We start from the raw sequence: 21,732 nt of genomic DNA, 5'->3' as shown, positions 1-21,732 counted from the left end.
GAGCCGCTGACTTACTTGGTCAGAACAAAACCCTTGAGCTTGGCGAACGCCGCTTCCACCAGAGCCTTTTGCTGCTCCTGGTGCAGGTGGGCATAACCCACAGCGGGCGATGCCGAAGCCGCACGTCCGGCGTAACCCAGCTTCTGGCCTTCTTGCATGTTTTCGTGGATGTAGTGCTGCACAAAGAACCATGCGCCCTGGTTTTGCGGCTCGTCCTGGCACCACACGACGTCGGTCGCATTGGGGTACTTCTTGAGCTCGGCAGCAAACGCCTTGTGCGGGAAGGGGTAGAGCTGTTCCACACGGAGGATGGCCACATCGTCCTGGCCCTTTTCCTCGCGCTTCTTGACCAGGTCGTAGTACACCTTGCCGGAGCAGGCGATCACGCGCTTGACCTTGTCGCCCTTGAGTTCCTTGCTCTCGGGAATCACGGTCTGGAAGGTGCCCTTGGTGAACTCGGACAGCGGAGAAGTCGCGTCCTTGTTGCGCAGCAAGGACTTGGGCGTGAAGATGATCAGCGGCTTGCGCAGGTTGCGCACCATCTGACGACGCAACACGTGGAAGATCTGGCTGGCCGTCGTCGGCTGCACGATCTGCATGTTGGTGTCGGCAGCCAGTTGCATGAAGCGCTCCAGACGCGCCGAGCTGTGCTCCGGGCCTTGGCCTTCATACCCGTGCGGCAGCATCAGCGTGATGCCGTTGACGCGGCCCCACTTCACTTCACCGGAAGCGATGAACTGGTCGATCACCACCTGGGCGCCGTTGGCGAAATCGCCGAACTGGGCTTCCCAGATCACCAAGGTGTTGGGATCGTTGGATGCATAGCCGTATTCAAAGCCCAGCACCGCCTCTTCGGACAGGATGGAGTCGATCACGACAAACGGAGCCTGGTTGTCGGCCACGTTCTGCAGCGGCACGTAGGTACCGATGTCCCACTTCTCGCGGTTCTGGTCGTGAATCACGGCGTGGCGGTGGGTGAAGGTACCGCGGCCGCAGTCTTCGCCCGACAGGCGCACGGGGTAGCCGCTGGCCACCAGGGATGCAAAGGCCATGTGTTCGCCCATGCCCCAGTCGACATTGACTTCACCACGGCCCATGGCCGCACGATCGTCATAGACCTTCTTCACCAACTGGTGCGGCGTCACGCCGGCAGGGATGGAGGTCAGCTTTTCCGACAAACGCTTCCACTCGGTCAGAGGGATGGCGGTATCGCCAGCGTCGGTCCATTTCTTGCCCAGGAAGGGCGACCAGTCCACCGAGTACTTGCTCTTGAAGTTGGTCAGCACCGGGTCCACGGTGTGCTTGCCGGCGTCCATGGCGGAGCGGTAGGCCTTGACCATGTCATCACCCAGCGTGGCGCCCAGGCCTTGCGTGGCGAGCTTCTCGGCGTAGAGCTTGCGGGTACCGGGGTGGGCCGCAATCTTCTTGTACATCAGCGGCTGGGTCAGGCTGGGGGTGTCCTGCTCGTTGTGGCCCAGCTTGCGGAAGCAGGTGATGTCGACCACGACGTCCTGGCCGAACTCCATGCGGTATTCCAGCGCCAGCTGGGTCGCGAGCACCACGGCTTCGGGATCGTCACCGTTGACGTGCAGCACGGGCGCTTCCACCATCTTCACGATGTCGGTGCAGAACGCGCTGGAGCGCATGTCGCGTGGGTCAGAAGTGGTGAAGCCGATCTGGTTGTTGATGATGATGTGCACCGTACCGCCCGTGGTGTAGCCACGGGTCTGGGCCAGCGCCAGGGTTTCCTGATTCACGCCCTGGCCACCGAAGGCCGCATCGCCGTGCACCAGCACGGGCAGCACCTGGTGGCCACGCGGGTCGCCGCGACGGTCCATACGGGCGCGCACCGAGCCTTCGACCACGGGGTTCACGATTTCCAGGTGGGAAGGGTTGAAGGCCAGCGAGAGGTGCACCGGGCCGCCGGGGGTGGAGACGTCGGAGCTGAAGCCCTGGTGGTACTTCACGTCGCCAGCGGGCAGCTCTTCGGGCGCCGTGTGGTCGAACTCGGCAAACAGGTCCGCAGGCATCTTGCCCAGGGTGTTCACCAGCACGTTGAGGCGGCCGCGGTGGGCCATGCCGATCACGATTTCCTGGATGCCCTTGGCGCCAGCCTGCTGGATCAGCTCGTCCATGGCGGCGATGAAGCTCTCTCCACCTTCCAAGGAGAATCGCTTCTGACCCACATACTTGGTGTGCAGGAAACGCTCCAAGCCTTCAGCGGCAGTCAGGCGGTCCAGGATCTGGCGCTTCTTGTCGGCCGAGAAACTGGGCTTGCTGCGGATGGACTCCAGCTTTTGTTGCCACCAGCGCTTCTCGTTCTGGTCGGTGGTGTACATGTACTCGGCGCCAATGGTGCCGCAGTAGGTTTCACGCAGGGCATTCATGAGCTCACGCAGGCTCATGGACTCCTTGCCGAAGAAGGTGTTGCTGATGTTGAACACGGTTTCCTGGTCGGCGTCATTGAAGCCATAGAAGGACAACTCGAGTTCGGGAATCTTGTCGCGCTCGGTGCGCTTGAGGGGGTCCAGGTCGGCCCAGCGTGCGCCCACGTTGCGGTAGGCAGCGATCAGTTGCTGCACGGCGGTGCGCTTGCGACCCATCTCGGAGTCGGCGCCAGTGGCCATCACGGTCTGCTTGACGCCCTTTTTGGCCAGATCAACAAACGCGTTGATGACGGGCAGGTGGGCCACGTCCTTGGCGGTCGTGCCATCAGCGGCGGGCACATTTTGCAGCGCGTCAAAGTAATCGCGCCATGTGTCGGGCACGCTGCCGGGGTTGGCAAGGTAGTTTTCGTACATCTCTTCGACGTACGGGGCATTGCCACCGAACAGGTAGGTATTGCCTTGATAGGTTTGGTACACGGACGAAGCCGTACCAGAACCATTGGAGCTGGAATCACTCATATTTCGCTGACCTCCGTTCCCCTTCAGGGAACATTAGCTGGTTAAAGCTGGTTAATTAACCTTCCGCGACACGGCTGAACCGATTGGCGGATGCGACTGTGGCATGGGAAGGGCCTTCATTGCAGGGCGGATTGTGCCACTTAATCCAGCCACGGGAAAGAGGACTTTCCAGCCCATGCCAACAAAGCATGGAGGGCAGGAAAGCGCTGGCATAAAATTCGCTGCAAAGACCGTGCGTTGACTGTCAGATGCGGTCGATTAGCGGCATTTACATACAGGGAAATCAGCTCCATGCCTCTGCGTACGCTTTATTTGCGTTCTTTGCTGGTGACCGGCGCACTGCTGGCGCCGCCAGCCTTTGCAGCGTGGGACGAAACACTGCGCCAAGCGCTGCAACTGGCCGAGTCGGGTGGTGCCCAGCAAGCCTTCGACATGCTGGATCCCCTCGAAATGGAGCGCTCCGGCGACCCCGATTTCGATCTGGTCATGGGTATCGCAGCCAACCAGTCAGGGCACCATACTCGGGCCATTTTTGCGCTGGAACGCACCCTGATGGTGAACCCAAACAATCCGCGTGCACGCGCCGAACTGGGTCACGCCCTCTATGCCGTGGGCGACAACGCTGGCGCACGCGCCATGCTGGGTCAGGCCAAGGCCCAGGGCGTGCCCGAAGCGGCTGCGCGCACCATCAACCAGCTGCTGCAGACCATAGATCGGATTGAAGAGGAGGCCAACTCCTCGACCCGCATCTATGTGGATGCCGCGATGGGCTATGACAACAACGTCAATAGCGCACCTTCGAGCAATGTATTTGGCCTGAAACCGGCCTTTGGGGCATTCACGGCATTGGCATTCAATATCTCGGGCCGCAAGGCGCTCGCGCCCCGCTGGGCCGCCATCGGCAGCTTCTCGGCCAGCGGCCGGGCCCACGACACCACCGCCATCCCCTACGACAACACCCAGCTCGACGCCTCGCTGGGCGCCAACTACCGGGTGGACCGCGACGAATACACCGTGGCCCTGCAGCTCAGCGACAGCAGCGTGGCCAACTTGCCGGCGCGTTCCAGCTGGACGATTTCCAGCGAATGGACGCACCGCTTTGACGCCTTCCGCCAGTTCAACGCCTACTTCCAGTTCGGCCAACTGACCTACCCGCAGAAGGTCCGCAATGTGGACCGCTATGTAGCCGGCGCTTCTTTCGGCCAGCAGTTCCGAAGCGGCTTCTCAGCCTACGCCAGTGGCTATCTGGGGCAGGAAGTCACCACCCAGCCCGGCGTGGGCCACCTGGGCCACACGCTGATCGGTGGCCGCGTGGGCGTGCAGCAGCCTTTTGGCAATACGCTGGCCCTGTTTGGCTCGCTGGGCCTGGAAGACCGCAGCTACAGCGGCCCTGACCCACTGTTCTTGAAGGAACGGCATGACCAGCAATGGAGCCTGAATGCCGGCACCCACTGGCTGCCCGCCAAGGCTTGGCGCGTCACCACGCAATGGGCCTATATGCAGACCGTCTCCAACATCAGTACGTCCACATTCGAGAAGAACACTGTGTCGGTCACCGCCCGACGCGAGTTTTGACAGCAGGAGCACACCATGCACCGCACCACCCTTCCCTTCCCGCTGCTGGCTCTGGCCACGGCTCTGGTGTTACCCGGCGCCGTGCAGGCCGCCGACGCCGGCGTTGCCAACTTTGTCTTTGGCGAAGTCAATGTGCGCTCGCCCAACGGCAGTACCGCGCCGCTGCAAAAAGGCAAACCGGTGCAAAGCGGAGATGACATCCTGACCGGCGCGGGCGCCCAGGCCCAGATCCGCTTCAGCGACGGCGGCATGGTCGCCATCCAGCCCAACTCCCAGTTCAAGCTGACCAGCTATGCGGACAAGAATGACCCCAAGAGCGATAGTTTCTTGGTTGAGCTCGCGCGCGGTGGCATGCGCGCGATCACCGGCCTCATCGGCAAGCGCAATCGCGAAAACTACAAAATCACCACCAACACCGCCACCATCGGCATACGCGGCTCCTCCTTCCTGATCAGCTACAACCAGGACGGCTCAGTCACCGTCAATGCCGAACAGGACGCCATCGTGGTCTGCAACAGCACCGGCTGTACCGGCCTGACTGCCGGTGAAACCGTGCAGGTCAAGGACAAGAACCAGGCCCCCATACGCACCACCGAGCGCGCCGCCACCGAAAGCTCGGTGCCGCCGCCACAGACCCAGACTGCGAGTGGCAACAAGGTCTTTGTGGTCAACGACTTGCAGGCGGAATTTGCCGGCATGAGCACCAGCGCGCTCAGCGAGGTCAGCTACTCCACTGAAAATGCGAGTGGCAAGGCCAATGCCATCGTGGTCGACCAGCCCTTGGTCTCTTTTGCCGACACCGATGCCTCCCAGCACATCCTCAAGGGCAGCAACATCTCCAGCTACGGCAGTTCGGGCGACACCTTTGATGCGGACTACATCGGCTGGGGCTACTGGGCCAGTGCCACCAAGACTTCAGGTGGCAGCAGCACCGAACTCAAGGACGTGCACTATGTCGTTGCGCGACCCACGCCCACGCTGCAAATGCCCCTGGTGGGCACCTTTGACTACAACCTGCTGGGCGGTACGGCCCCGACTGCGACCAATACCAGCACCGGCGCAACCACCGTGGGCACGCTCGTGGGCGCCAACATGACCGTGGACTTCGGCAACTCCTATGTGCAAAGCGTGAGTGCCACTACACGCTTTGGTGGCAACGACTACACAGCCAGCGCCAGCGGCTCCTTCAGTGGCAATCGCTTCAGCGTGTCTGGAAGCGATAGCGCCTTCAAGGGCATCTTTTCCGGCCCCGGCGCGGCCAAGGCCGCCTTCACTTTTCAGCAGACCAATACTGCCGTGGGCACGATCAACGGCGCGGTTGGCATGAGCAAAGGCGCCGAGAACACCAACAACAATAATTACTACGAGTAGCTAGTGCCCCAGACGCTCCCGCACTTGCTGTAGCGCAGCCGGGTCGTCCATGGTGGTGAGGTCACCCGGGTCGCGCCCCTCGCAAACGGCCTGGATGGCGCGGCGCAGCAGCTTGCCGCTGCGGGTTTTGGGCAGCAGCCCCACAAAATGCACCCGCGCGGGCCGGCCCACCGCGCCAATCGTCTGGTCCACCACCTTCATGACTTCCCCTTCCAGGCGCAGGCGGGCTGCCTCGTCCACTAGGGCGCTGGCATCCTTGGCCACGGCAAACGCCACCGCCACCTGGCCCTTGAGCGCATCGGCCACGCCCACCACGGCGACCTCCGAGATGTTCGGGTGGCTGGAAATGCTTTCCTCGATCTCGCGCGTGCCCAGGCGGTGGCCGGCCACATTGATCACATCATCGGTGCGCCCCAGGATGAAGTAGTAGCCATCCTCGTCACGCACACCCCAGTCAAAGGTGCTGTACACCAGCTTGCCGGGAATGCTGCTCCAGTAGGTCTTCACAAAACGCGCATCGTCACGCCACACCGTCTGCATGCAACCCGGCGGCAAAGGCCCCTCAATGGCCACCACGCCCTTCTGGTTTGCTCCTGACAACTCTTCACCCGTGTTTTCGTCCAGCAGCTTGACTGCATAGCCATACATGGCCACACCGGGACTGCCGAACTTGCTAGGCGCCACCTCCACGCCGTTGGCGATGCTGAGGATGGGCCAGCCCGTCTCGGTCTGCCAGTAGTTGTCGATGACGGGTTTGCCCAGGGCCGTGCTGATCCATTGCGCCGTAGGCTCGTCCAGCGGTTCGCCCGCCAGAAACAGGGCGCGCAGACTGGAGAGGTCGTACTTCGCCATCAGCGCCGGATCCTGCTTCTTGAGCACGCGCACTGCCGTGGGGGCGCTGAACATCACCGTCACCTTGTACTTTTCCACCAGGCTCCACCAGATGCCACCATCGGGACGGATGGGGAGGCCCTCGTACATGATGGTGGCCATGCCGGCAATGAGCGGGCCATAGATGATGTAGCTGTGGCCGACGACCCAGCCGATATCACTGGTAGAGAAATAGGTCTCGCCCGCCTTGCCGCAGTAGATGTGCTTCATGCTTGCCGCCAGCGCCACCGCATAGCCACCCGTGTCGCGCTGCACGCCCTTGGGCTTGCCGGTGGTGCCGCTGGTGTAGAGCGTGTAGCTGGGGTGGGTGGCGTCCACCCATTCGCAGGGAACCTGCGCTTGAAGGTGTTTTTGCCGCAAATCCCGCCACAGCTGGTCGCGACCAGCTACCAAATCCATAGCATCCAGCGCCCGGTCCACCAGCAGCACGGCCGCCGGCTTGTGGCTGGAGAGGCGGATGGCTTCGTCCAGCAGCGGCTTGTAGGGCACCACCTTGCCGCCACGCGAGCCCGCATCGGCGCTGACCACCACCGTGGGCGACGCATCCTCGATGCGTGAGGCCAGCGCGCCCGAGGCGAAGCCACCAAACACCACGCAGTGGATGGCGCCAATGCGCGCACAGGCCAGCATGGCAAAGGCCGCCTCGGCCACCATGGGCATATAAATAAGGACGCGGTCACCCTTGGCCACGCCCAGGGAAAGTAGCGCGGCCGCCATGCGCTGCACCTCGGCATGGAGCTGGGCGAAGCTGTATACCTGCTCGGTCCCGGTTTCGGTGGAGACCGCAATCAGCGCAGCCTGATCGGCCCGGGCGGCCAGGTGCCGGTCCACCGCGTTGTGGCACAGATTGGTGGTACCACCCGCAAACCAGCGCGCAAATGGCGGATTGCTGTAGTCGCAGATCTGCCGGGGCGGCGTGTGCCAGTCAATCAGAGCGGCCTGCTCGGACCAGAAGCCTTCGCGGTCATAGATCGAGCGGCGGTGGAATTCAGCGTAGCCTGTCATTGTTGTCTCCGGTCGGGCCATAAAACTGAATTCATAATTATGGAGACGCAACTTGCGGCAAGCTGACTTGTAGCTCCGCCGCCCAGAAACGCCAAAGCCGGCAGCACCCAAAGTGCTGCCGGCTTTGTACCTTTATTTCGCTTCTGGCCTACTTGATCAGCGCCTGCACATCCTTGAACGCCGGATGCTCGGCCGTGCGCAGCCACTCAAAACCCACCATCTCGGTCGTCACCAGCTCGGCGCCGGCGCCCGCCAAACGGTCGAAAGCGGCGTCGCGGTTGCGTTCGGTGCGCGAGGCGCAGGCGTCCGTCACCACCCAAACTTCAAACTCGTCTTCCAGCAAATCCAGCGCTGTCTGCAGCAAGCAGACATGGGCCTCGCAACCGGCAATCACCACCATGCCGCGCTCCGAGGCGGCCGGTTTCTGCAGATGTTTGGGCAGGCTACGGGCATTGCCCTGCACCGGCTTGGCCGGCGGGCGCAGCCACTCGCCCAGCCCCTCTTCCACCGCACTGAACTGCATCTTGCTCAGGCAACGGGCCTTGGCGACCTGCAGCGGCGCAGCCAGCTCCGGCACGGTGGCGCCCAGGCCCGAGGGGTTTTGCTCGGTATAGATAGTGGGCACGGCCAGCATCTCAGCCCAGCGGGCCAGCCGCACTGCATTCGCCAACGCGGCGGCTCCCTCGTGCAGGGCCGGCATCAGCCGGGCCTGATAGTCCACCAGCACCAGCTGGCTCTCGTCCAATTCAATCAGCATCTCGCCTTACTCCTTGTATCGCGCCCGAGCATAACCGCCTAGGCGAACAAGTCCACCTGGGGCGAGGCCTCCGCAGGCACACCGCCCGCTACAGGAACTGCCGCCCCCAGACGTTGCTGCACGCTGTCCAGATACGCCGCCAGCGCCTCCACTGCCAGGGCGTTGGTGCCCGTCAACCGGGTTGGATCGTGGATCAGCAACACCCCCATGGCCATGGACAGCAGGGCCATGGTCTCGCGCTGCAGCAAATGGTCGGCACAGCCCAGCTCCTGCAAGGCTTGGGTCACGGGCGCCAGGGATTCCATCAGCAAACCTGCCAACCCGGACCCGACCTGCCCCAGGCCCCGGCCGTCGCTGGACAGCACATGCAGCAGCAAATGGGCTTCGGCCGGATGGGCCAGAAAGTAGGCGAACCAGGCTTGGGCGCGGATGGACAGGGCCGCTTCCGCCGCCGAACGCAGCACCTTGGCCGACTTGGCGGCCGAGTGCGCGCGCGAAAGACTGTCCGTCAGCACCGCCTCAAACAAGGCCTGCTTGCCCGGAAAGTAGGCATACAGGGCGCCCGCCGTGTAGCCGGCGCGCCGGGCAATGTCACGCACATTGGCACTGCCCACCCCGCCCTCGGCCACCGCCTGGCGCACCGCGCGCAGCACCAGCTCGCGCCGGGTCTGGGCCATGGCCTCTTGGCGTGAACGCCTGGAATCATTCATAAAAAATGTTCAAAAACCAAACACAGGTCAATTATTACAAGCAAGCTTCGTTTTTCCATCTTTTGATTTTTAAATTTAACAATGTTTAATTAAAAGTACAGGCAAACAATCCAAAACTGACGATACAGAATGAAGTTGTTACAAATCAATCACTTAGAACAGTAATCTAAGAACTCACATTGCTTGACAAGCTTGCGCATCGTCCCTACAGTGCGCCGATGCAAAAAATCATCCTCATCACCCTGCTCGTCGCCTGCGCCACTTCTGCCCAGGCTACCCCGCAGGGCAACGGGGATGGCACCACCGAGCAGCGCGGACTGCTGTCGCGCATTGGCTCCATGGGTGAGCAAGTCGAAGCCCGCGCCACCGAGCTGGTCGTGAACTCCATGGCCTTCCTGGGCGTTCCCTACAAGCGCGGCGGCAACAACGCCGAAACCGGCTTCGACTGCAGCGGCTTTGTCCGCGCCATCTACGAACAAACCGCTGGCCTGGTCCTGCCCCGCCGAGCCGAACAGCAGGCCGCCGCCACCCAGAAGATCGACAAAACCGAACTCAAGCCCGGTGACCTGGTGTTCTTCAACACCCTGCGCCGTGCCTTCAGCCACGTAGGCATCTACGTGGGCAACGGCAAGTTCATCCACTCCCCCAAGCCCGGCGCCGAAGTGCGGGTGGAAGACATGGGCATGGGCTACTGGGCCCAGCGCTTTGACGGCGCACGCCGCGTCAGCGCGGACGAAGCCCAGGCTGCGGCAGCCGCCGCAAGCGGCCACTGAAGCCTTCCGTCTCACCATGCCAGCCCCTCTTGAGGGGCTTTCTTTTTTGTCACCGGCTCCGGGCATCCCCCTTGGCCGGGTGTTAAGGTTCCGCCATGCCAACCCAGATAGACCACCTCGTCATCGCCGCCCACAGCCTGGACCAGGGCGTCCAGTGGTGCGAAGCCACCCTGGGCGTCACGCCCAACCCCGGCGGCGAACACCCCCAGTTCGGTACCCACAACCGCCTCCTCAAGATTGCCACCCCGGCCAGCCCCATGGCCTACCTGGAGATCATTGCCATCCAGCCCGGTGCCAAGGGCCCCGCCAACCCGCGCGCCAAGCGCTGGTTTGACCTGGACGACCCCGCCCTGCGCGCTGCCGTGGCCACCGAGCCCCGCCTGGTGCACTTCGTGGCCAACACCACCGATATGCGCGCTGCGCGCATCGCCCTCTCGGCCCTGGACATTGAGCGCGGCCCGGCCATGCCGGCCAGCCGCCACACCCGCAAGGGCACGCTGCACTGGCAGATCACCGTGCGCGAAGACGGCCAGCGCCTGTTCGAAGGTGCCCTGCCCACGCTGATCCAGTGGGGCAAGCCCGAGGACGAGAAGCCGCTGCGCCTGCACCCGCGCAACAGCCTGCCGCGCAGCAAGGTCAGCCTGGACCGCATCGCCATCACCCACCCCAGCGCTACCAAGCTGCAGGTCGCCTATGCCGCTATCGGGCTAGAGGGCGTGGCCATCAGCGAAGGCCCAGCCAACCTGAGCGCCACGCTCAAGACGCCCAAGGGCCTGGTGACGCTTCAAAGCCTGGGGCTCTGAGGCCTGAAACGCTCCTGATTTCGTAGCTGCTCGCGCACATTCCACGTGGGCTAGAGCCACTTTTTGCATGAAACGCCAGCCACCTGCCGCACCGCCTGAGCCGCCCGCCGACGCAGCCGACGCGGTGCCCGGCCAGTTCCGCCCGCGCCTGACGCTGATGACGCTGGGCCGGGGCGAAGGCCTGCTGGGTCTCAAGCCCCAGGGCAAGCTGGGGCCACGCGGCGGGCAGGTGACGCTGGCGCAATTCGACTGGACCTACAGCACCCCGGCAGGCGACCGCTGGGAAACGCCTGCGCCCAGCTCCATCCTCAACAGCCGCCCGGCCGAAGTGGAAGAATTGTTTGACACCGGTGGCCCGGTGGTGCGCCTGCTGCGCGACCTGGGTGCCGAGGCCGACGCCATGGACCGCGTCTGGGACCTGGGCTTTGTGCCCCTGGCGGAGGCCACCTTCCAGTGGCGCAGCCAGAAACAGCGCCCTCACCTGGGTAGCGTCTGGACCCTGCCGCAGGAAGAGCACTTTAGCGATTTCTGGGCCGACCAGGTGCCCAAGCTGCAGGCGGACGGCTGGGCCGTGGTGGTGCAACCCGGCTTTGCGCATGAGAGCGTGCCGGTACAGCGCTGGAAGCTCATCCTCGACCCCGACAGCGGCGAAGTACTGGGCAAGGAGCTGGACAGCCCCCTCGTCAAACCCGGCCGCGCCGTCGAAAAACTGGCCCTGCCGGACCGCGCGGGCGAATGGCTGCTGAGTCTGGGCATCGAAATCGACGGCGAAACGCTGGACCTGGCGCCCATGCTGGCCCAGCTCATCAAGCGCGACCCGCGCTGGCTGATTGCCAACTACATCGCCAGCGTGGACGACCTGGCCACCGTCTCGCTGCGCGCGCCCGGCGGCAAGCGCATTGACGCGCCGGCCGGGCCGATCAAGGCCATCGTGGGCGCCATGGTGGACCTGCTGACCGACCCGCTGCGCATGCAGCCCAAGGGTCCGATCCGGCTGGGCGTGTGGGAGGCGCGGCGGCTGGACGCCCTGCGCGCCAGCCTGCTGGATGCCCAACGCGTGGGCCCCTGCCAAGACTGGCAACTGGAAGGCGACCTGGGCCTGGCCAGCCTGGCCCGGCGCCTGCAGCAGATCGGCCAGCCCCAGCCCGTGGCAGCGCCCGAAGGCCTGCACATCCAGCTGCGGCCCTACCAGCGCGAAGGCCTGGCCTGGCTGCAGTACCTGCGCGCCCACAGCCTGGGCGGCATCCTGGCCGACGACATGGGCCTGGGCAAGACCGCGCAGGCGCTGGCCCATGTGCTGACCGAGAAGAACGCCGGCCGGCTGGACCGGCCGGTGCTGGTGGTGCTGCCCACCTCCCTGCTCTTCAACTGGCAAGCCGAAGCGCAGCGCATGGCACCCAGCCTGCGCCTGCTGAGCCTGCAAGGGCCAGACCGCGCCGACCTGTTTGCGCAGATGGCTGCACACGACATCGTGCTCACCACCTACCCGCTGCTCTGGCGCGACATCGAGGTGCTGGCCGCGCAGCCATTCCACCTCGTCATCCTGGACGAGGCGCAGATGGTCAAGAACGCTGCCAGCCGCAGCGCCCGCGCCCTGCGCCAGCTACAAAGCCGGCACCGCCTGTGCCTGACCGGCACGCCGCTGGAAAACCACCTGGGCGAGCTGTGGGCGCAGTTCGACTGGCTGATGCCCGGCTTTCTGGGCGACCAGCGCAGCTTTGCCGCGCGCTGGCGCAAGCCCATTGAAGAGAACGGCGAAACCCTGCGCGCCACCCTGCTGGCCCAGCGCGTGCGCCCCTTCATCCTGCGCCGCCGGAAACAGGACGTGGCGCGCGAACTGCCCGCCCGCACCGAAGTCATCCAGCGCATACCGCTGCAAGGCCAGCAGCGCGAGCTGTATGAAAGCGTGCGCGTGGCCGCCGACAAACAGGTGCGCCGCGTGCTGCAGCGGCAGAACTTTGCGGGCGCACAGATCAGCATCCTGGATGCGCTGCTCAAGCTGCGGCAGGTGTGTTGCGATCCTTTCCTCGTGAAAGGGAGCGACATACCGCACGAGATGGAACGGGCCAAGCTCCACGCGCTCACCGGCTTGTTAGTCCCGCTGCTGGACGAAGGCCGCCGCGTACTGGTGTTCTCGCAGTTCACCGAGCTGCTGGAGCTGGTGGCCGATGCGCTCTCGGCGCTGGATCTGCCCTTCCTCAGCCTGACCGGCCAGACCAGCCCCAAGGCACGCAGCGGCGTGGTGCAGCGCTTCCAGGCGCAGGAAGTCCCCATCCTGCTGCTGAGCCTGAAGGCGGGTGGCGTGGGCCTGAACCTGACCGCTGCTGACACCGTCATCCACATGGATCCGTGGTGGAACCCCGCCGTGGAGGAGCAGGCTACCGCCCGCGCCCACCGCATCGGGCAGGACCAGCCGGTCTTCGTCTACAAGCTGGTGGTGGAAGGCAGCATCGAGGAACGCATGCTGGAACTGCAGGCCCGCAAGCAGGCCCTGGCCGATGGCGTGCTGGGCCATGACCAGGAAGGCGCCGCAAAATTTGACGAGGCCGACCTGCAGGCTTTGCTGGCGCCACTGGGCGCACTCATGCCCAAAGACCAGACGGCCGAAGAAGCCGCGCGGCGCTGGGGCAGTACCAGCCGCCGGCGCCCCTAGGTCCTGGGCAACAACCAACGGCCCAGCACCTCATGCACGGTCTTGCCCTGGTGGCTGTTGATCAGCACCAGCTCATGGGCGGGCCAGCGCACTGGCACGATGGGGTGCTCCAAACCCAGACGGCCTTTGTAGGCCAGGGTCATGTGGGGACTGAAACTGCGCTGCACCGGCAGGTGCGCGTCCGCCATGGCAATGCCCAACCGCAGCCGGAACTGCCGCAGGGCATCCAGCCCCTGGCCGCCCGACAGCACATAGGTCAAGCCGCTGTTGCGGTAGACCAGGGCATGGTCGAACACCACGTCGAAGGCGGCCATGGCCAGCCCATCGGCCACGTGGCTGGCCAGTGGCACCAACCCTGCGGGCAAGGCGTCGTATTCGCCCAGGTTGTGCAGGCTCATGTGCAGGCGCTCCGCCGCCAATGGGTCGCCCCGCAGGGCGTGCGCCCGCGCAAGCTCCTCGCCCAGAGCAGCCAGCCTCAGCGCATCCGCGGGCGCGGGGCGTAGCGCGAAAAACAGGTTGAAGGGCTTGCGGGGCGGCCGCGCAGCCGGCTTGGCCCGCGGCCTGGGAGGCTGCGGGCCGCCCGGCTCCAGACCCGGGAGACTAAGCTGTTCCAGCATAGCAAGGCTCCATTGACAAGCAAAATACCAACCCAGCCCCCATAGAATATGCGCAAGCAGCTAGCAAATCCATAGCAAACTTCCACCATGTCCAGCACACCTGATTCGTCCGCCCGCCCTGCCGCTGATGCCCACATTGCCCTGCAGGCCGAGCCGGGGCATCTGATACGGCGGGCGCACCAGCTGGCCGTGGGCATCTTCCACGAAACCCACGGCCGCCAGATCACGCCGGTGCAGTACGCGATCCTGCGAGCGCTGCAGGACACACCGGGCATTGACCAGGTGACGCTGGCGGACCGGGTGGCCCTGGACACCTCCACCACCGCCGACATCGCCGCCCGGCTGGACGCCAAAGGCTGGATCGTGCGCGAATTGCTGCCGCGGCGCCAGCGCGCCCTGCACCTGACGCCGGAGGGCGAGGCGGTGCTGGCTGAAATGCTGCCGCGCGTGGCGCCCATGTACGCGCAGTTGCTCGACGCGCTGGAGCCGACCGAGCGGGACGAGTTTTTGCGCCTGCTGCGCAAGTTCGTGCACCTCAATACGGCAGCGCCCGACGCACCGGCCGACAGCACCGACTGATCCCTGGCAAGGGAAAACCCTCATCTGTACCCCCTAGCCGGGGATTTGACTTGTGTCTATGATTTACGTCATTCAGCATACTGAATGAAATACTTTTAAAGGAGCCGCGCCATGTTCCCTCTCAACACCTGGTACGTTGCCGCCCGCAGCGAAGAGATCCCATCCGACCGCCCAATGTGCCGCCGCATTTGCGATCTGCCCATGGCCCTGTTCCGCAACAGCGCGGGCGTGGTGGCAGCGGTGGAAGACTTCTGCCCGCACCGCGGCGCCCCGCTCTCGCTGGGCAAGGTGGTGGGCGACACCCTGGTCTGCGGCTACCACGGCCTGGCCATGGGCTGCGATGGCAAGACGGTCTCCATGCCTTGCCAGCGCACGCGCGGCTTTCCCGCCATCCGCAGCTTTCCCATCCATGAGGAACACGGTTTCGTCTGGGTCTGGCCCGGCGATGCAGCGCAGGCCGATGTGGCCAGCATTCCGAAGTTTGAATGGCTGAGCAACCCACAGTTCGGCTACGGCGGCGGGCTCTACCAGATCGCCTGCGACTACCGCCTCATGGTCGACAACCTGATGGACCTGACGCACGAAACCTATGTGCACAGCACCAGCATCGGCCAGAAGGAAATTGACGAAGTACCCTGCCAGACCCGCGTGGACGGCGACCATGTGATCACCGAGCGCTTCATGGAAGGCATTGAGGCGCCCCCGTTCTGGAAGATGGCGCTGCGCATGAACGGCCTGCCCGACGACCAGCCGGTGGACCGCTGGCAGATCTGCCATTTCACGCCGCCCAGCCACATCATGATCGAGGTGGGCGTGGCGCTGCAGGGCCACGGTGGCTACCACGCGCCCGACGAATTCAAGGCGGCGAGTTGGGTGGTGGACTTCATCACGCCCGAAACGGCCACCAGCATCCACTACTTCTGGGGCATGGCGCGCAAGTTCAAGCCGCAGGACGAGGCGCTGACTGCGCAGATCCGCGAAGGCCAAGGCAAGATTTTTGCGGAAGACCAGGAGATGCTGGAGCGCCAGCAGAAGAACCTGCTGGCCTACCCGGAGCGCAAGCTGCTCATGCTCAATATCGACGCGGGCGGCGTGCAGTCGCGCAAGGTGATTGAGCGCGTCCTCCAGGCCGAGCGCAACCCTGCGCCTGCCGCCGCCGCGGCTCCTGCGGCACAAGGTGCACCGGCATGAGTGCGCACCCCACCCTGCAGGTGCGCGTGGCGCGCAAGCGCGCCGAGGCGCAGGACATCTGCAGCCTGGAGCTCGTGGCGCTGGACGGCGCAGCCCTGCCCGCCTTCACGGCCGGTGCGCATATTGATGTGCACCTGCCCAACGGGCTGCAGCGCCAGTATTCACTGTGCAACGCGCCTGGCGAGACGCAACGCTATGTGATTGGCGTGCTGCGCGATGCGGCTTCGCGTGGTGGCTCGGCCGCCGTGCACGAGCAGGTGGCCGAGGGCGACACGCTGACCATCAGCACGCCGCGCAACCTGTTTGCCCTGGAGCCCGCGGCGCCGCACCACCTGCTGCTGGCCGGCGGCATTGGCATCACGCCCATGCTGGCCATGGCCGAGCACCTGGCCACCACGGGACAGTCTTTCGCGCTGCACCACTGCAGCCGCTCGCGCGAACGCACCGCCTTTGTGGAACGCCTGGGTACAGCCCGGTTTACCGGCAAGGTGCAACACCACTTTGACGATGGCGACGCCGCGCAAAAGCTGGACATTGCCGCCACGCTGGCCCGCGCGCCGACCGGCACCCACCTCTATGTCTGCGGCCCGCAAGGCTTCATGGACGCAGTGCTCAACGCCGGACGCGCTGCCGGTTGGCCCGAAGAGCGCCTGCACCGCGAGTACTTTGCCGCCGCCCCGGTGGACCACACGAACGATGGCAGCTTTGAGCTGGAGATTGCCAGTACTGGCAAGGTCATCAAGGTGCTGCCCGACCAGACCGCGCTGGCCGCGTTACACGCAGCGGGTATCGACATTCCCATGTCCTGCGAACAGGGCGTGTGCGGCACCTGCCTCACGCGCATCAAGGCCGGCACGCCCGACCACCGCGACCAGTACCTGGAGCCCGACGAACAGGCGGCGAACGACCAGTTCCTGCCCTGCTGCTCGCGCGCCAGCAGTGCGCGCCTGGTGCTGGACTTGTAAGTCTTTCCGGCCTCCAGCCCCCGTCCAGTCTGCGCGAGCAGCTCCTGATTTAGGAGCGGATTACTTGCTGGAGGATTTCATCTCGTAGAGACGCGCATCGGCGGCGGCGAACAGGGATTCCTGGTCGGTGCCGTCGTGCGGGAAACTGGCCACGCCGTAGCTGAAGGAGGCGCGGTATTCCACCCCCTCGCCCAGGCGCATGGGCTTGCTGCGCAGCTTGGCGCGTATGGCCGCCAGCGAACGCTCCATGGCAGCCGCCTCGGTATGGTGGTAAATGGCCATGAATTCGTCACCACCCAGCCGGCCCATGATGTCCGAGGTACGGCAGGAGCCCTGCAGCACACGCGCTACGGAGAGCAGCAACTGGTCGCCGGCCAGGTGGCCACGGGTGTCGTTCACCAGCTTGAGGCCATCCATGTCGAACAGGGCCACCACAAACACCTCATGGTGGCGCAAAGCCCGGTCCAGCGAGAGTTTGAACAGATCTTCAAAGTAGCGGCGCGTAAGCAGGCCGGTCAGCGCATCCACCTGGTAGCGCTTGATGTTGGCGGTGTAGCGCTCGCGCGCGAGCAGGCCGATTTCGATCTGGGTGCGGAAGCGTTCCACGATCTCCACATCGTGCGGACCGTAGGTGTCGGACACGGCCGAGTCCAGGTTGAGCAGGCCGAACAGGCGGTCCCCCACAAAAATGGGCGCGCTGATGACGGACTTGTATTCCCAATCACCGGGTTTGAACACGGTTTCGATGTGTCCGAAGTCCTTGAATGTGATGAGTCGGGCCTCCTTGATGGCCCCGCCGGTGAGCTGGTAGAGAAAACTGTCTTCCAGCTTGAGGTGGAAATTGCTGACGAATTCTTCGGTAAACCCGCGCGAAGCCGCAAAGGTCAGGTGCCCGTCCTCCCCCAGGATAAGGACCGAGCCTGTGCTGGCAGTGTTGAAGACGTTGAAGAGGTAGTTGAGGATGGTGCGGTAGATCAGCTCGATGTCTTCGTTGAGCAGGATCTCGCGGTTCACCCGCACATTCATGTCGGCCAGCAGGTGCAGGCGACGCGCGTTTTCCTGCAACTCCAGAAAGCGCCTGCGCACCAGCACCAACCCCACATTGGCCAGCACCAGACACAGCGCAATGGCCACCGCCCAGGGCATGAAAGCAGCCCCTGCATGCGCCAGCGCCAACAAGGTAGTCACCACGATGCCAAGCTGGGCCAGCACCACAATCACCACACCTGCGCCAGTAGCAAGAACATTCAGCCGCATGCGAGTGAGTATGGCACGCCCAATGGGGGGCAACACCTGAATTTCCCTGAAGCCGACGCGGTCTGCACGGGCGCTAGACTCGTGGCACACAGCCTCGCGCTCCGCTCCATGAAACACTTTCGTACCACCGCGACCCTGTTGGCCAGCCTGGCCTTGCTGGGTGCATGCAGCCTGCCGCCATCCGGGCTACAACCACCGCCGCCCAGTGCTGCAGCCCCCGCTGGTACACCAGCTGCGCCCCCGCCCGGCACCGCGTCAGATGTCAGCGCGCAGGCCGCCCGCAACTACGCCATTGCGGCGGACGCCTCCAGCCTGCGCATCCTGGTCTATCGCGGCGGCACGTTGGCACGCCTGGGGCATAACCACGTCATCAGCTCCCACGAACTGCAGGGCCGCGTCTGGCTAGGCGCCACCGCGCAAACCAGCGGCTTTGAGATCCACGTGCCGGTCAACACCCTCATCGTGGACGACAACGCCGCCCGCACTGCCGAGGGCGCCGACTTCCCGCTCAACCTGAGCGAGGACGCCAAGGAAGGCACCAAAGCCAACATGCTGCGCGAGACCCTACTCGACAGCGCCCACTACCCGGAGGTGCTGATCCGATCGGTTGCCGTGGAAGGCACGCTGCAGGCCCCGGTGGTCGTGGCGGCGCTGCGCATCCGTGACCAGACGCGCGAAGTCCGCCTGCCGGTCAGCCTGGTGGCCGGCGCCAATGGCCTGCGCGTGCGAGGCAGCTTTGTGCTGCGGCAAAGCGACTTTGGCATCACGCCCTTGAGCCTGGCCATGGGCGCGCTGCAAGTGCAGGACGCGGTGACCATCCGCTTCGAGCTCGTGGGCTTGCCAGAGGCCACCAGCCCGTAGTATCGCCAGATTCAGGCAAAGAAAAGCCGCGCAGCCCCCGTGGAATCTGCGCGGCCAGCTACTGATTCAGTAGCAGACAAGGAGAGGCTTACTGCTTGCTCTCGATCAGCCGGTTGATGCGCAGGGCCGCCAGCGTGCAGACTACGCCTGACAGCAGGTACAGCGACACTGCACCCAGGCCGTAGCGGGACGACAGGCCCAGCGCCACCAACGGCGCAAAGCCTGCGCCGAGCAGCCAGGCCAGATCGGCCGAGAGAGCCGCACCGGTGTAGCGGTACTGGGTGGAGAAATTGGCCGTCACCGTGCCCGAAGCCTGGCCGTAGGACAGGCCCAGCAACACAAAGCCCAGCAGCAGAAAGACGTTGTTGCCCACCACGCCCGCGCCCAGCAGCCAGGGCGTCACCAGGCTGAACAGACCGATCAGCACGGCCATGGCGCCCAGCAGGCGCCGGCGCCCCACGCGGTCGGCCAGCCAGCCGGAGAGCCAGATGGCCCCCGCGGCCAGCACCGCACCCACGATCTGTACGCCCAGCACGTCGGTCAGCGGCTGGTCGGAGTACATGGCAATCCAGGACAGGGGGAACACCGTGGCCAGGTGGAACAGCGCAAAACTGGCCAGCGCGGCAAAAGCGCCCAACAGCACGTTGTGGCCTTCGTCACGCAGCACTTGGGTCACCGGCACGGGCTGCAGCTCGCGCTGCTGCAGCAGCTCGGCGTAGGACTGGCCCACCACCAAACGCAGGCGCGCAAACAGGGCCACCACGTTGATGGCAAAGGCTACAAAGAAGGGATAGCGCCAGCCCCAGGCCAGAAATTCGGTGGTGCTCAGGCTGCTGAGCAGGTAGGCAAACAGGCTGGCTGCCAGCACAAAGCCCACCGGTGCGCCCAGCTGGCCAATCATGGCGTAACGACCACGCCGGTCTTCAGGAGCGCTCATGGCCAGCAGCGAGGGCAGGCCGTCCCAAGTACCGCCCAGGGCCAAGCCCTGGCCGATGCGCAGCACCACCAGCGCCACGATGGCGGTAGTGCCGACCGAGGCGTAGCTGGGCAGAAAGGAGATGCCGGCCGTGCTGGCGCCCAGCAGGAACAGCGAGATGGTCAACTTGGTGCCGCGCCCCCAGCGCCGCTGCACAGCCATGGACAGCGCGGTACCGATGGGGCGCGCCACAAAGGCCAGCGAAAAGATGGCAAACGCCATGAGCGTGCCATCCAGCTTGGAGAGGAAGGGAAACAGCAGCGACGGGAACACCAGCACGCTGGCAATGCCGAAGACAAAAAAGTCGAAGTATTCGGAAGACCGCCCGATGATCACCCCCACGGCGATTTCATTCGGGGTCACATCCTCGTCGGTATGGGCGTTTGCCAACGATACCGAACTCTCAATGCCGGGTGCGGACAATGCCGCAGAACCTTGGCTCACCATATCTCTCGCTCCTGAATACTGGGTAAAAGGCCACTGACGGGCCATGGCTCCTTTCTACACCCGCACAGCCCCGTTTGGACCCGCCAAGGCCACAGGGAAACCCTGATTTCCTGCGATATGGAGAAGATTTTCCACATCGTGGCAAAAAAGACCGGCTTCTGGGTTCCTGCGGTCCCTTGCCGCGGGTCAACCCGGCTTTGCCGCGCGCTTGATCTTGGACAAAATGTCCAATCGACAAATTTGCTAGTCCAGCTACATTGCAGGCATTACGTCAACCCGCGTTTACACCTAAGCGCATTTTGTTGCGCCTTCAGCATGCTAAAAACCAAGCAACTCCGCAGGCCCGCCTGCCTGGCCGCCCTGGCCATGACCGCCCTTCTGGCCGGTTGCAGCAAGGCCGTCGTCCTCAATCCGGCCGGTGACATCGCCGCCCAGCAGGGCCAGATGGTGATCACCGCCACGCTGCTGATGCTCATCATCATCGTGCCGGTCATCGCCCTCACCCTGTTCTTTGCCTGGAAGTACCGCCAGGGCAACACCGCCAACACCGAAGCCGACTACGACCCCGAGTGGCACCACTCCACCACGCTGGAGCTGGTGATCTGGACGGTGCCGCTGTTCATCATCATCGCCCTGGGCGCGCTGACCTGGATCGGCACCCACAAGCTCGACCCCTACCGCCCGCTGGACCGCATCGACGCGCAGCGCGCCTTGCCCGACGACATCAAGCCGCTGGAGGTGCAGGTCGTGGCCATGGACTGGAAATGGCTGTTCTTCTACCCCGAACAGGGCATTGCCACCGTCAACGAACTGGCCGCCCCGGTGGACCGCCCCATCCTGTTCAAGCTGACGGCCACGTCGACCATGAACGCTTTCTACGTGCCCGACCTGGCCGGCATGATCTACGCCATGCCCGGCATGCAGACCGAGCTCAACGCCGTGATCAACCGCCCCGGCGTGTTCCCCGGCATGTCCTCGCACTACAGCGGCTCGGGCTTTTCGGGCATGACCTTCAAGTTCCATGGCCTGAGCGAAGACGACTTTGACAAGTGGGTCAAGCAGGCCAAGACCGAAGGCAAGGCCCTGGACAGCGCCACCTACTTGAACCTGGTGAAGCCCAGCGAGCGCGATCCCGTGCAGCGCTTTGCCCGTGTGGAAGACGGCCTGTATGACAAGGTGCTCAACCGCTGCGTCGAAGACGGCAAGATGTGCATGCACCACATGATGTCCGTCGACGCCAAGGGCGGCCAAGCCTACATGCGCTCGGCCGGCCTGAACCTGCCCCAGGACGTCTGCACCCCGCAGAACGCGACCCAAGTGGTGGCCGCCCTTGAAGCGCGCCACGCCACGGCATATGACCGTAACCTCTCCAGCCAATGATCCGCGCATAAGAGA

The 21,732-nt window shown here is 64.4% G+C and carries 17 protein-coding genes; 10 read left to right on the top strand and 7 right to left on the bottom strand.

The window, feature by feature from the left end; all coding sequences use genetic code 11:
• Positions 1-11 precede the first annotated feature (11 nt).
• Positions 12-2,906 carry a 2-oxoglutarate dehydrogenase E1 component gene (locus AC1RNN_RS04230; protein ID WP_493085718.1) on the bottom strand — a complete coding sequence of 965 codons (2,895 nt, stop codon included), beginning with the start codon at positions 2,904-2,906 and terminating at the stop codon, positions 12-14.
• A gap of 291 nt (positions 2,907-3,197) precedes the next feature.
• Here AC1RNN_RS04230 and AC1RNN_RS04225 point away from each other — a divergent pair, with 291 nt between their 5' ends.
• Entirely contained in the window at positions 3,198-4,481 is a 1,284-nt protein-coding gene (locus AC1RNN_RS04225; RefSeq protein ID WP_493085719.1) for a tetratricopeptide repeat protein, read from the top strand.
• A 15-nt stretch (positions 4,482-4,496) separates the two neighbouring features.
• Positions 4,497-5,852: a FecR family protein gene (locus AC1RNN_RS04220; protein ID WP_493085721.1), complete on the top strand. Its 1,356-nt coding sequence runs from the start codon at positions 4,497-4,499 to the stop codon at positions 5,850-5,852.
• Here the strand turns inward: AC1RNN_RS04220 and AC1RNN_RS04215 are convergent, their stop codons facing one another.
• The 3 genes from AC1RNN_RS04215 to AC1RNN_RS04205 all read right to left on the bottom strand — a co-directional run bounded on the left by AC1RNN_RS04215 (position 5,853) and on the right by AC1RNN_RS04205 (position 9,215).
• Positions 5,853-7,799 carry a propionate--CoA ligase gene (locus tag AC1RNN_RS04215; RefSeq protein ID WP_493085723.1) on the bottom strand — a complete coding sequence of 649 codons (1,947 nt, stop codon included), beginning with the start codon at positions 7,797-7,799 and terminating at the stop codon, positions 5,853-5,855.
• 97 nt (positions 7,800-7,896) lie between these two features.
• Positions 7,897-8,505 (bottom strand): isochorismatase family protein, encoded by a 609-nt coding sequence (locus AC1RNN_RS04210; RefSeq protein ID WP_493085725.1) that lies wholly within the window; start codon positions 8,503-8,505, stop codon positions 7,897-7,899.
• A gap of 38 nt (positions 8,506-8,543) precedes the next feature.
• Positions 8,544-9,215, bottom strand: coding sequence for a TetR/AcrR family transcriptional regulator (locus tag AC1RNN_RS04205; protein WP_493085727.1), 672 nt, complete (start codon positions 9,213-9,215; stop codon positions 8,544-8,546).
• 218 nt (positions 9,216-9,433) lie between these two features.
• On the opposite strand from AC1RNN_RS04205, the gene AC1RNN_RS04200 reads away from it, so the two are divergent.
• The 3 genes from AC1RNN_RS04200 to AC1RNN_RS04190 all read left to right on the top strand — a co-directional run bounded on the left by AC1RNN_RS04200 (position 9,434) and on the right by AC1RNN_RS04190 (position 13,444).
• Positions 9,434-9,988, top strand: a complete 555-nt coding sequence (locus AC1RNN_RS04200) for a C40 family peptidase (RefSeq protein WP_493085728.1) — start codon at positions 9,434-9,436, stop codon at positions 9,986-9,988.
• Between the two features lie 95 nt (positions 9,989-10,083).
• Positions 10,084-10,791 (top strand): VOC family protein, encoded by a 708-nt coding sequence (locus tag AC1RNN_RS04195; RefSeq protein WP_493085730.1) that lies wholly within the window; start codon positions 10,084-10,086, stop codon positions 10,789-10,791.
• Positions 10,792-10,858: 67 nt separating this feature from the next.
• Positions 10,859-13,444 (top strand): DEAD/DEAH box helicase, encoded by a 2,586-nt coding sequence (locus tag AC1RNN_RS04190; protein WP_493085732.1) that lies wholly within the window; start codon positions 10,859-10,861, stop codon positions 13,442-13,444.
• On the opposite strand, the gene AC1RNN_RS04185 is transcribed toward AC1RNN_RS04190, so the two are convergent.
• Positions 13,441-14,061, bottom strand: coding sequence for a 2'-5' RNA ligase family protein (locus tag AC1RNN_RS04185; RefSeq protein WP_493085733.1), 621 nt, complete (start codon positions 14,059-14,061; stop codon positions 13,441-13,443). The genes AC1RNN_RS04190 and AC1RNN_RS04185 overlap by 4 nt on opposite strands.
• A gap of 87 nt (positions 14,062-14,148) precedes the next feature.
• On the opposite strand from AC1RNN_RS04185, the gene AC1RNN_RS04180 reads away from it, so the two are divergent.
• The 3 genes from AC1RNN_RS04180 to AC1RNN_RS04170 all read left to right on the top strand — a co-directional run bounded on the left by AC1RNN_RS04180 (position 14,149) and on the right by AC1RNN_RS04170 (position 16,796).
• Entirely contained in the window at positions 14,149-14,640 is a 492-nt protein-coding gene (locus AC1RNN_RS04180) for a MarR family winged helix-turn-helix transcriptional regulator (protein WP_493085735.1), read from the top strand.
• A gap of 111 nt (positions 14,641-14,751) precedes the next feature.
• Complete coding sequence (locus AC1RNN_RS04175) at positions 14,752-15,831, top strand: Rieske 2Fe-2S domain-containing protein (protein ID WP_493085737.1); 1,080 nt, start codon at positions 14,752-14,754, stop codon at positions 15,829-15,831.
• Positions 15,828-16,796: a PDR/VanB family oxidoreductase gene (locus AC1RNN_RS04170; protein ID WP_493085739.1), complete on the top strand. Its 969-nt coding sequence runs from the start codon at positions 15,828-15,830 to the stop codon at positions 16,794-16,796. The genes AC1RNN_RS04175 and AC1RNN_RS04170 overlap by 4 nt, the downstream gene beginning before the upstream one ends.
• 60 nt (positions 16,797-16,856) lie before the next feature.
• Here AC1RNN_RS04170 and AC1RNN_RS04165 read toward each other — a convergent pair whose 3' ends face one another.
• Positions 16,857-18,053, bottom strand: a complete 1,197-nt coding sequence (locus tag AC1RNN_RS04165; RefSeq protein WP_493085741.1) for a sensor domain-containing diguanylate cyclase — start codon at positions 18,051-18,053, stop codon at positions 16,857-16,859.
• 108 nt (positions 18,054-18,161) lie between these two features.
• Between AC1RNN_RS04165 and AC1RNN_RS04160 the strand changes: the two genes are divergently transcribed.
• Complete coding sequence (locus tag AC1RNN_RS04160) at positions 18,162-18,914, top strand: YceI family protein (protein ID WP_493085743.1); 753 nt, start codon at positions 18,162-18,164, stop codon at positions 18,912-18,914.
• Between the two features lie 88 nt (positions 18,915-19,002).
• Here AC1RNN_RS04160 and AC1RNN_RS04155 read toward each other — a convergent pair whose 3' ends face one another.
• Positions 19,003-20,337 (bottom strand): MFS transporter, encoded by a 1,335-nt coding sequence (locus tag AC1RNN_RS04155; protein ID WP_493085745.1) that lies wholly within the window; start codon positions 20,335-20,337, stop codon positions 19,003-19,005.
• 315 nt (positions 20,338-20,652) lie between these two features.
• On the opposite strand from AC1RNN_RS04155, the gene cyoA reads away from it, so the two are divergent.
• Complete coding sequence (gene cyoA / locus AC1RNN_RS04150; protein WP_493085746.1) at positions 20,653-21,717, top strand: ubiquinol oxidase subunit II; 1,065 nt, start codon at positions 20,653-20,655, stop codon at positions 21,715-21,717.
• Positions 21,718-21,732: the final 15 nt, after the last annotated feature.

The sequence above is a fragment of the Rhodoferax sp. GW822-FHT02D07 genome, from assembly GCF_058802405.1.
Note: the sequence above shows the minus strand (reverse complement) of the source record. Positions and strands in the feature narration are given on the sequence as shown.

Bases quoted from the DNA above. Each gene is read 5' to 3' on its own strand.
- AC1RNN_RS04170 (WP_493085739.1), top strand. From the start codon at position 15,828: ATGAGTGCGCACCCCACCCTGCAGGTGCGCGTGGCGCGCAAGCGCGCC.
- AC1RNN_RS04165 (WP_493085741.1), bottom strand. From the start codon at position 18,053: ATGCGGCTGAATGTTCTTGCTACTGGCGCAGGTGTGGTGATTGTGGTG.
- AC1RNN_RS04185 (WP_493085733.1), bottom strand. From the start codon at position 14,061: ATGCTGGAACAGCTTAGTCTCCCGGGTCTGGAGCCGGGCGGCCCGCAG.
- AC1RNN_RS04200 (WP_493085728.1), top strand. From the start codon at position 9,434: ATGCAAAAAATCATCCTCATCACCCTGCTCGTCGCCTGCGCCACTTCT.
- AC1RNN_RS04205 (WP_493085727.1), bottom strand. From the start codon at position 9,215: ATGAATGATTCCAGGCGTTCACGCCAAGAGGCCATGGCCCAGACCCGG.
- AC1RNN_RS04160 (WP_493085743.1), top strand. From the start codon at position 18,162: ATGAAACACTTTCGTACCACCGCGACCCTGTTGGCCAGCCTGGCCTTG.
- AC1RNN_RS04230 (WP_493085718.1), bottom strand. From the start codon at position 2,906: ATGAGTGATTCCAGCTCCAATGGTTCTGGTACGGCTTCGTCCGTGTAC.
- AC1RNN_RS04225 (WP_493085719.1), top strand. From the start codon at position 3,198: ATGCCTCTGCGTACGCTTTATTTGCGTTCTTTGCTGGTGACCGGCGCA.
- AC1RNN_RS04210 (WP_493085725.1), bottom strand. From the start codon at position 8,505: ATGCTGATTGAATTGGACGAGAGCCAGCTGGTGCTGGTGGACTATCAG.
- AC1RNN_RS04155 (WP_493085745.1), bottom strand. From the start codon at position 20,337: ATGGTGAGCCAAGGTTCTGCGGCATTGTCCGCACCCGGCATTGAGAGT.
- AC1RNN_RS04195 (WP_493085730.1), top strand. From the start codon at position 10,084: ATGCCAACCCAGATAGACCACCTCGTCATCGCCGCCCACAGCCTGGAC.
- cyoA (WP_493085746.1), top strand. From the start codon at position 20,653: ATGCTAAAAACCAAGCAACTCCGCAGGCCCGCCTGCCTGGCCGCCCTG.
- AC1RNN_RS04220 (WP_493085721.1), top strand. From the start codon at position 4,497: ATGCACCGCACCACCCTTCCCTTCCCGCTGCTGGCTCTGGCCACGGCT.
- AC1RNN_RS04180 (WP_493085735.1), top strand. From the start codon at position 14,149: ATGTCCAGCACACCTGATTCGTCCGCCCGCCCTGCCGCTGATGCCCAC.
- AC1RNN_RS04175 (WP_493085737.1), top strand. From the start codon at position 14,752: ATGTTCCCTCTCAACACCTGGTACGTTGCCGCCCGCAGCGAAGAGATC.
- AC1RNN_RS04190 (WP_493085732.1), top strand. From the start codon at position 10,859: ATGAAACGCCAGCCACCTGCCGCACCGCCTGAGCCGCCCGCCGACGCA.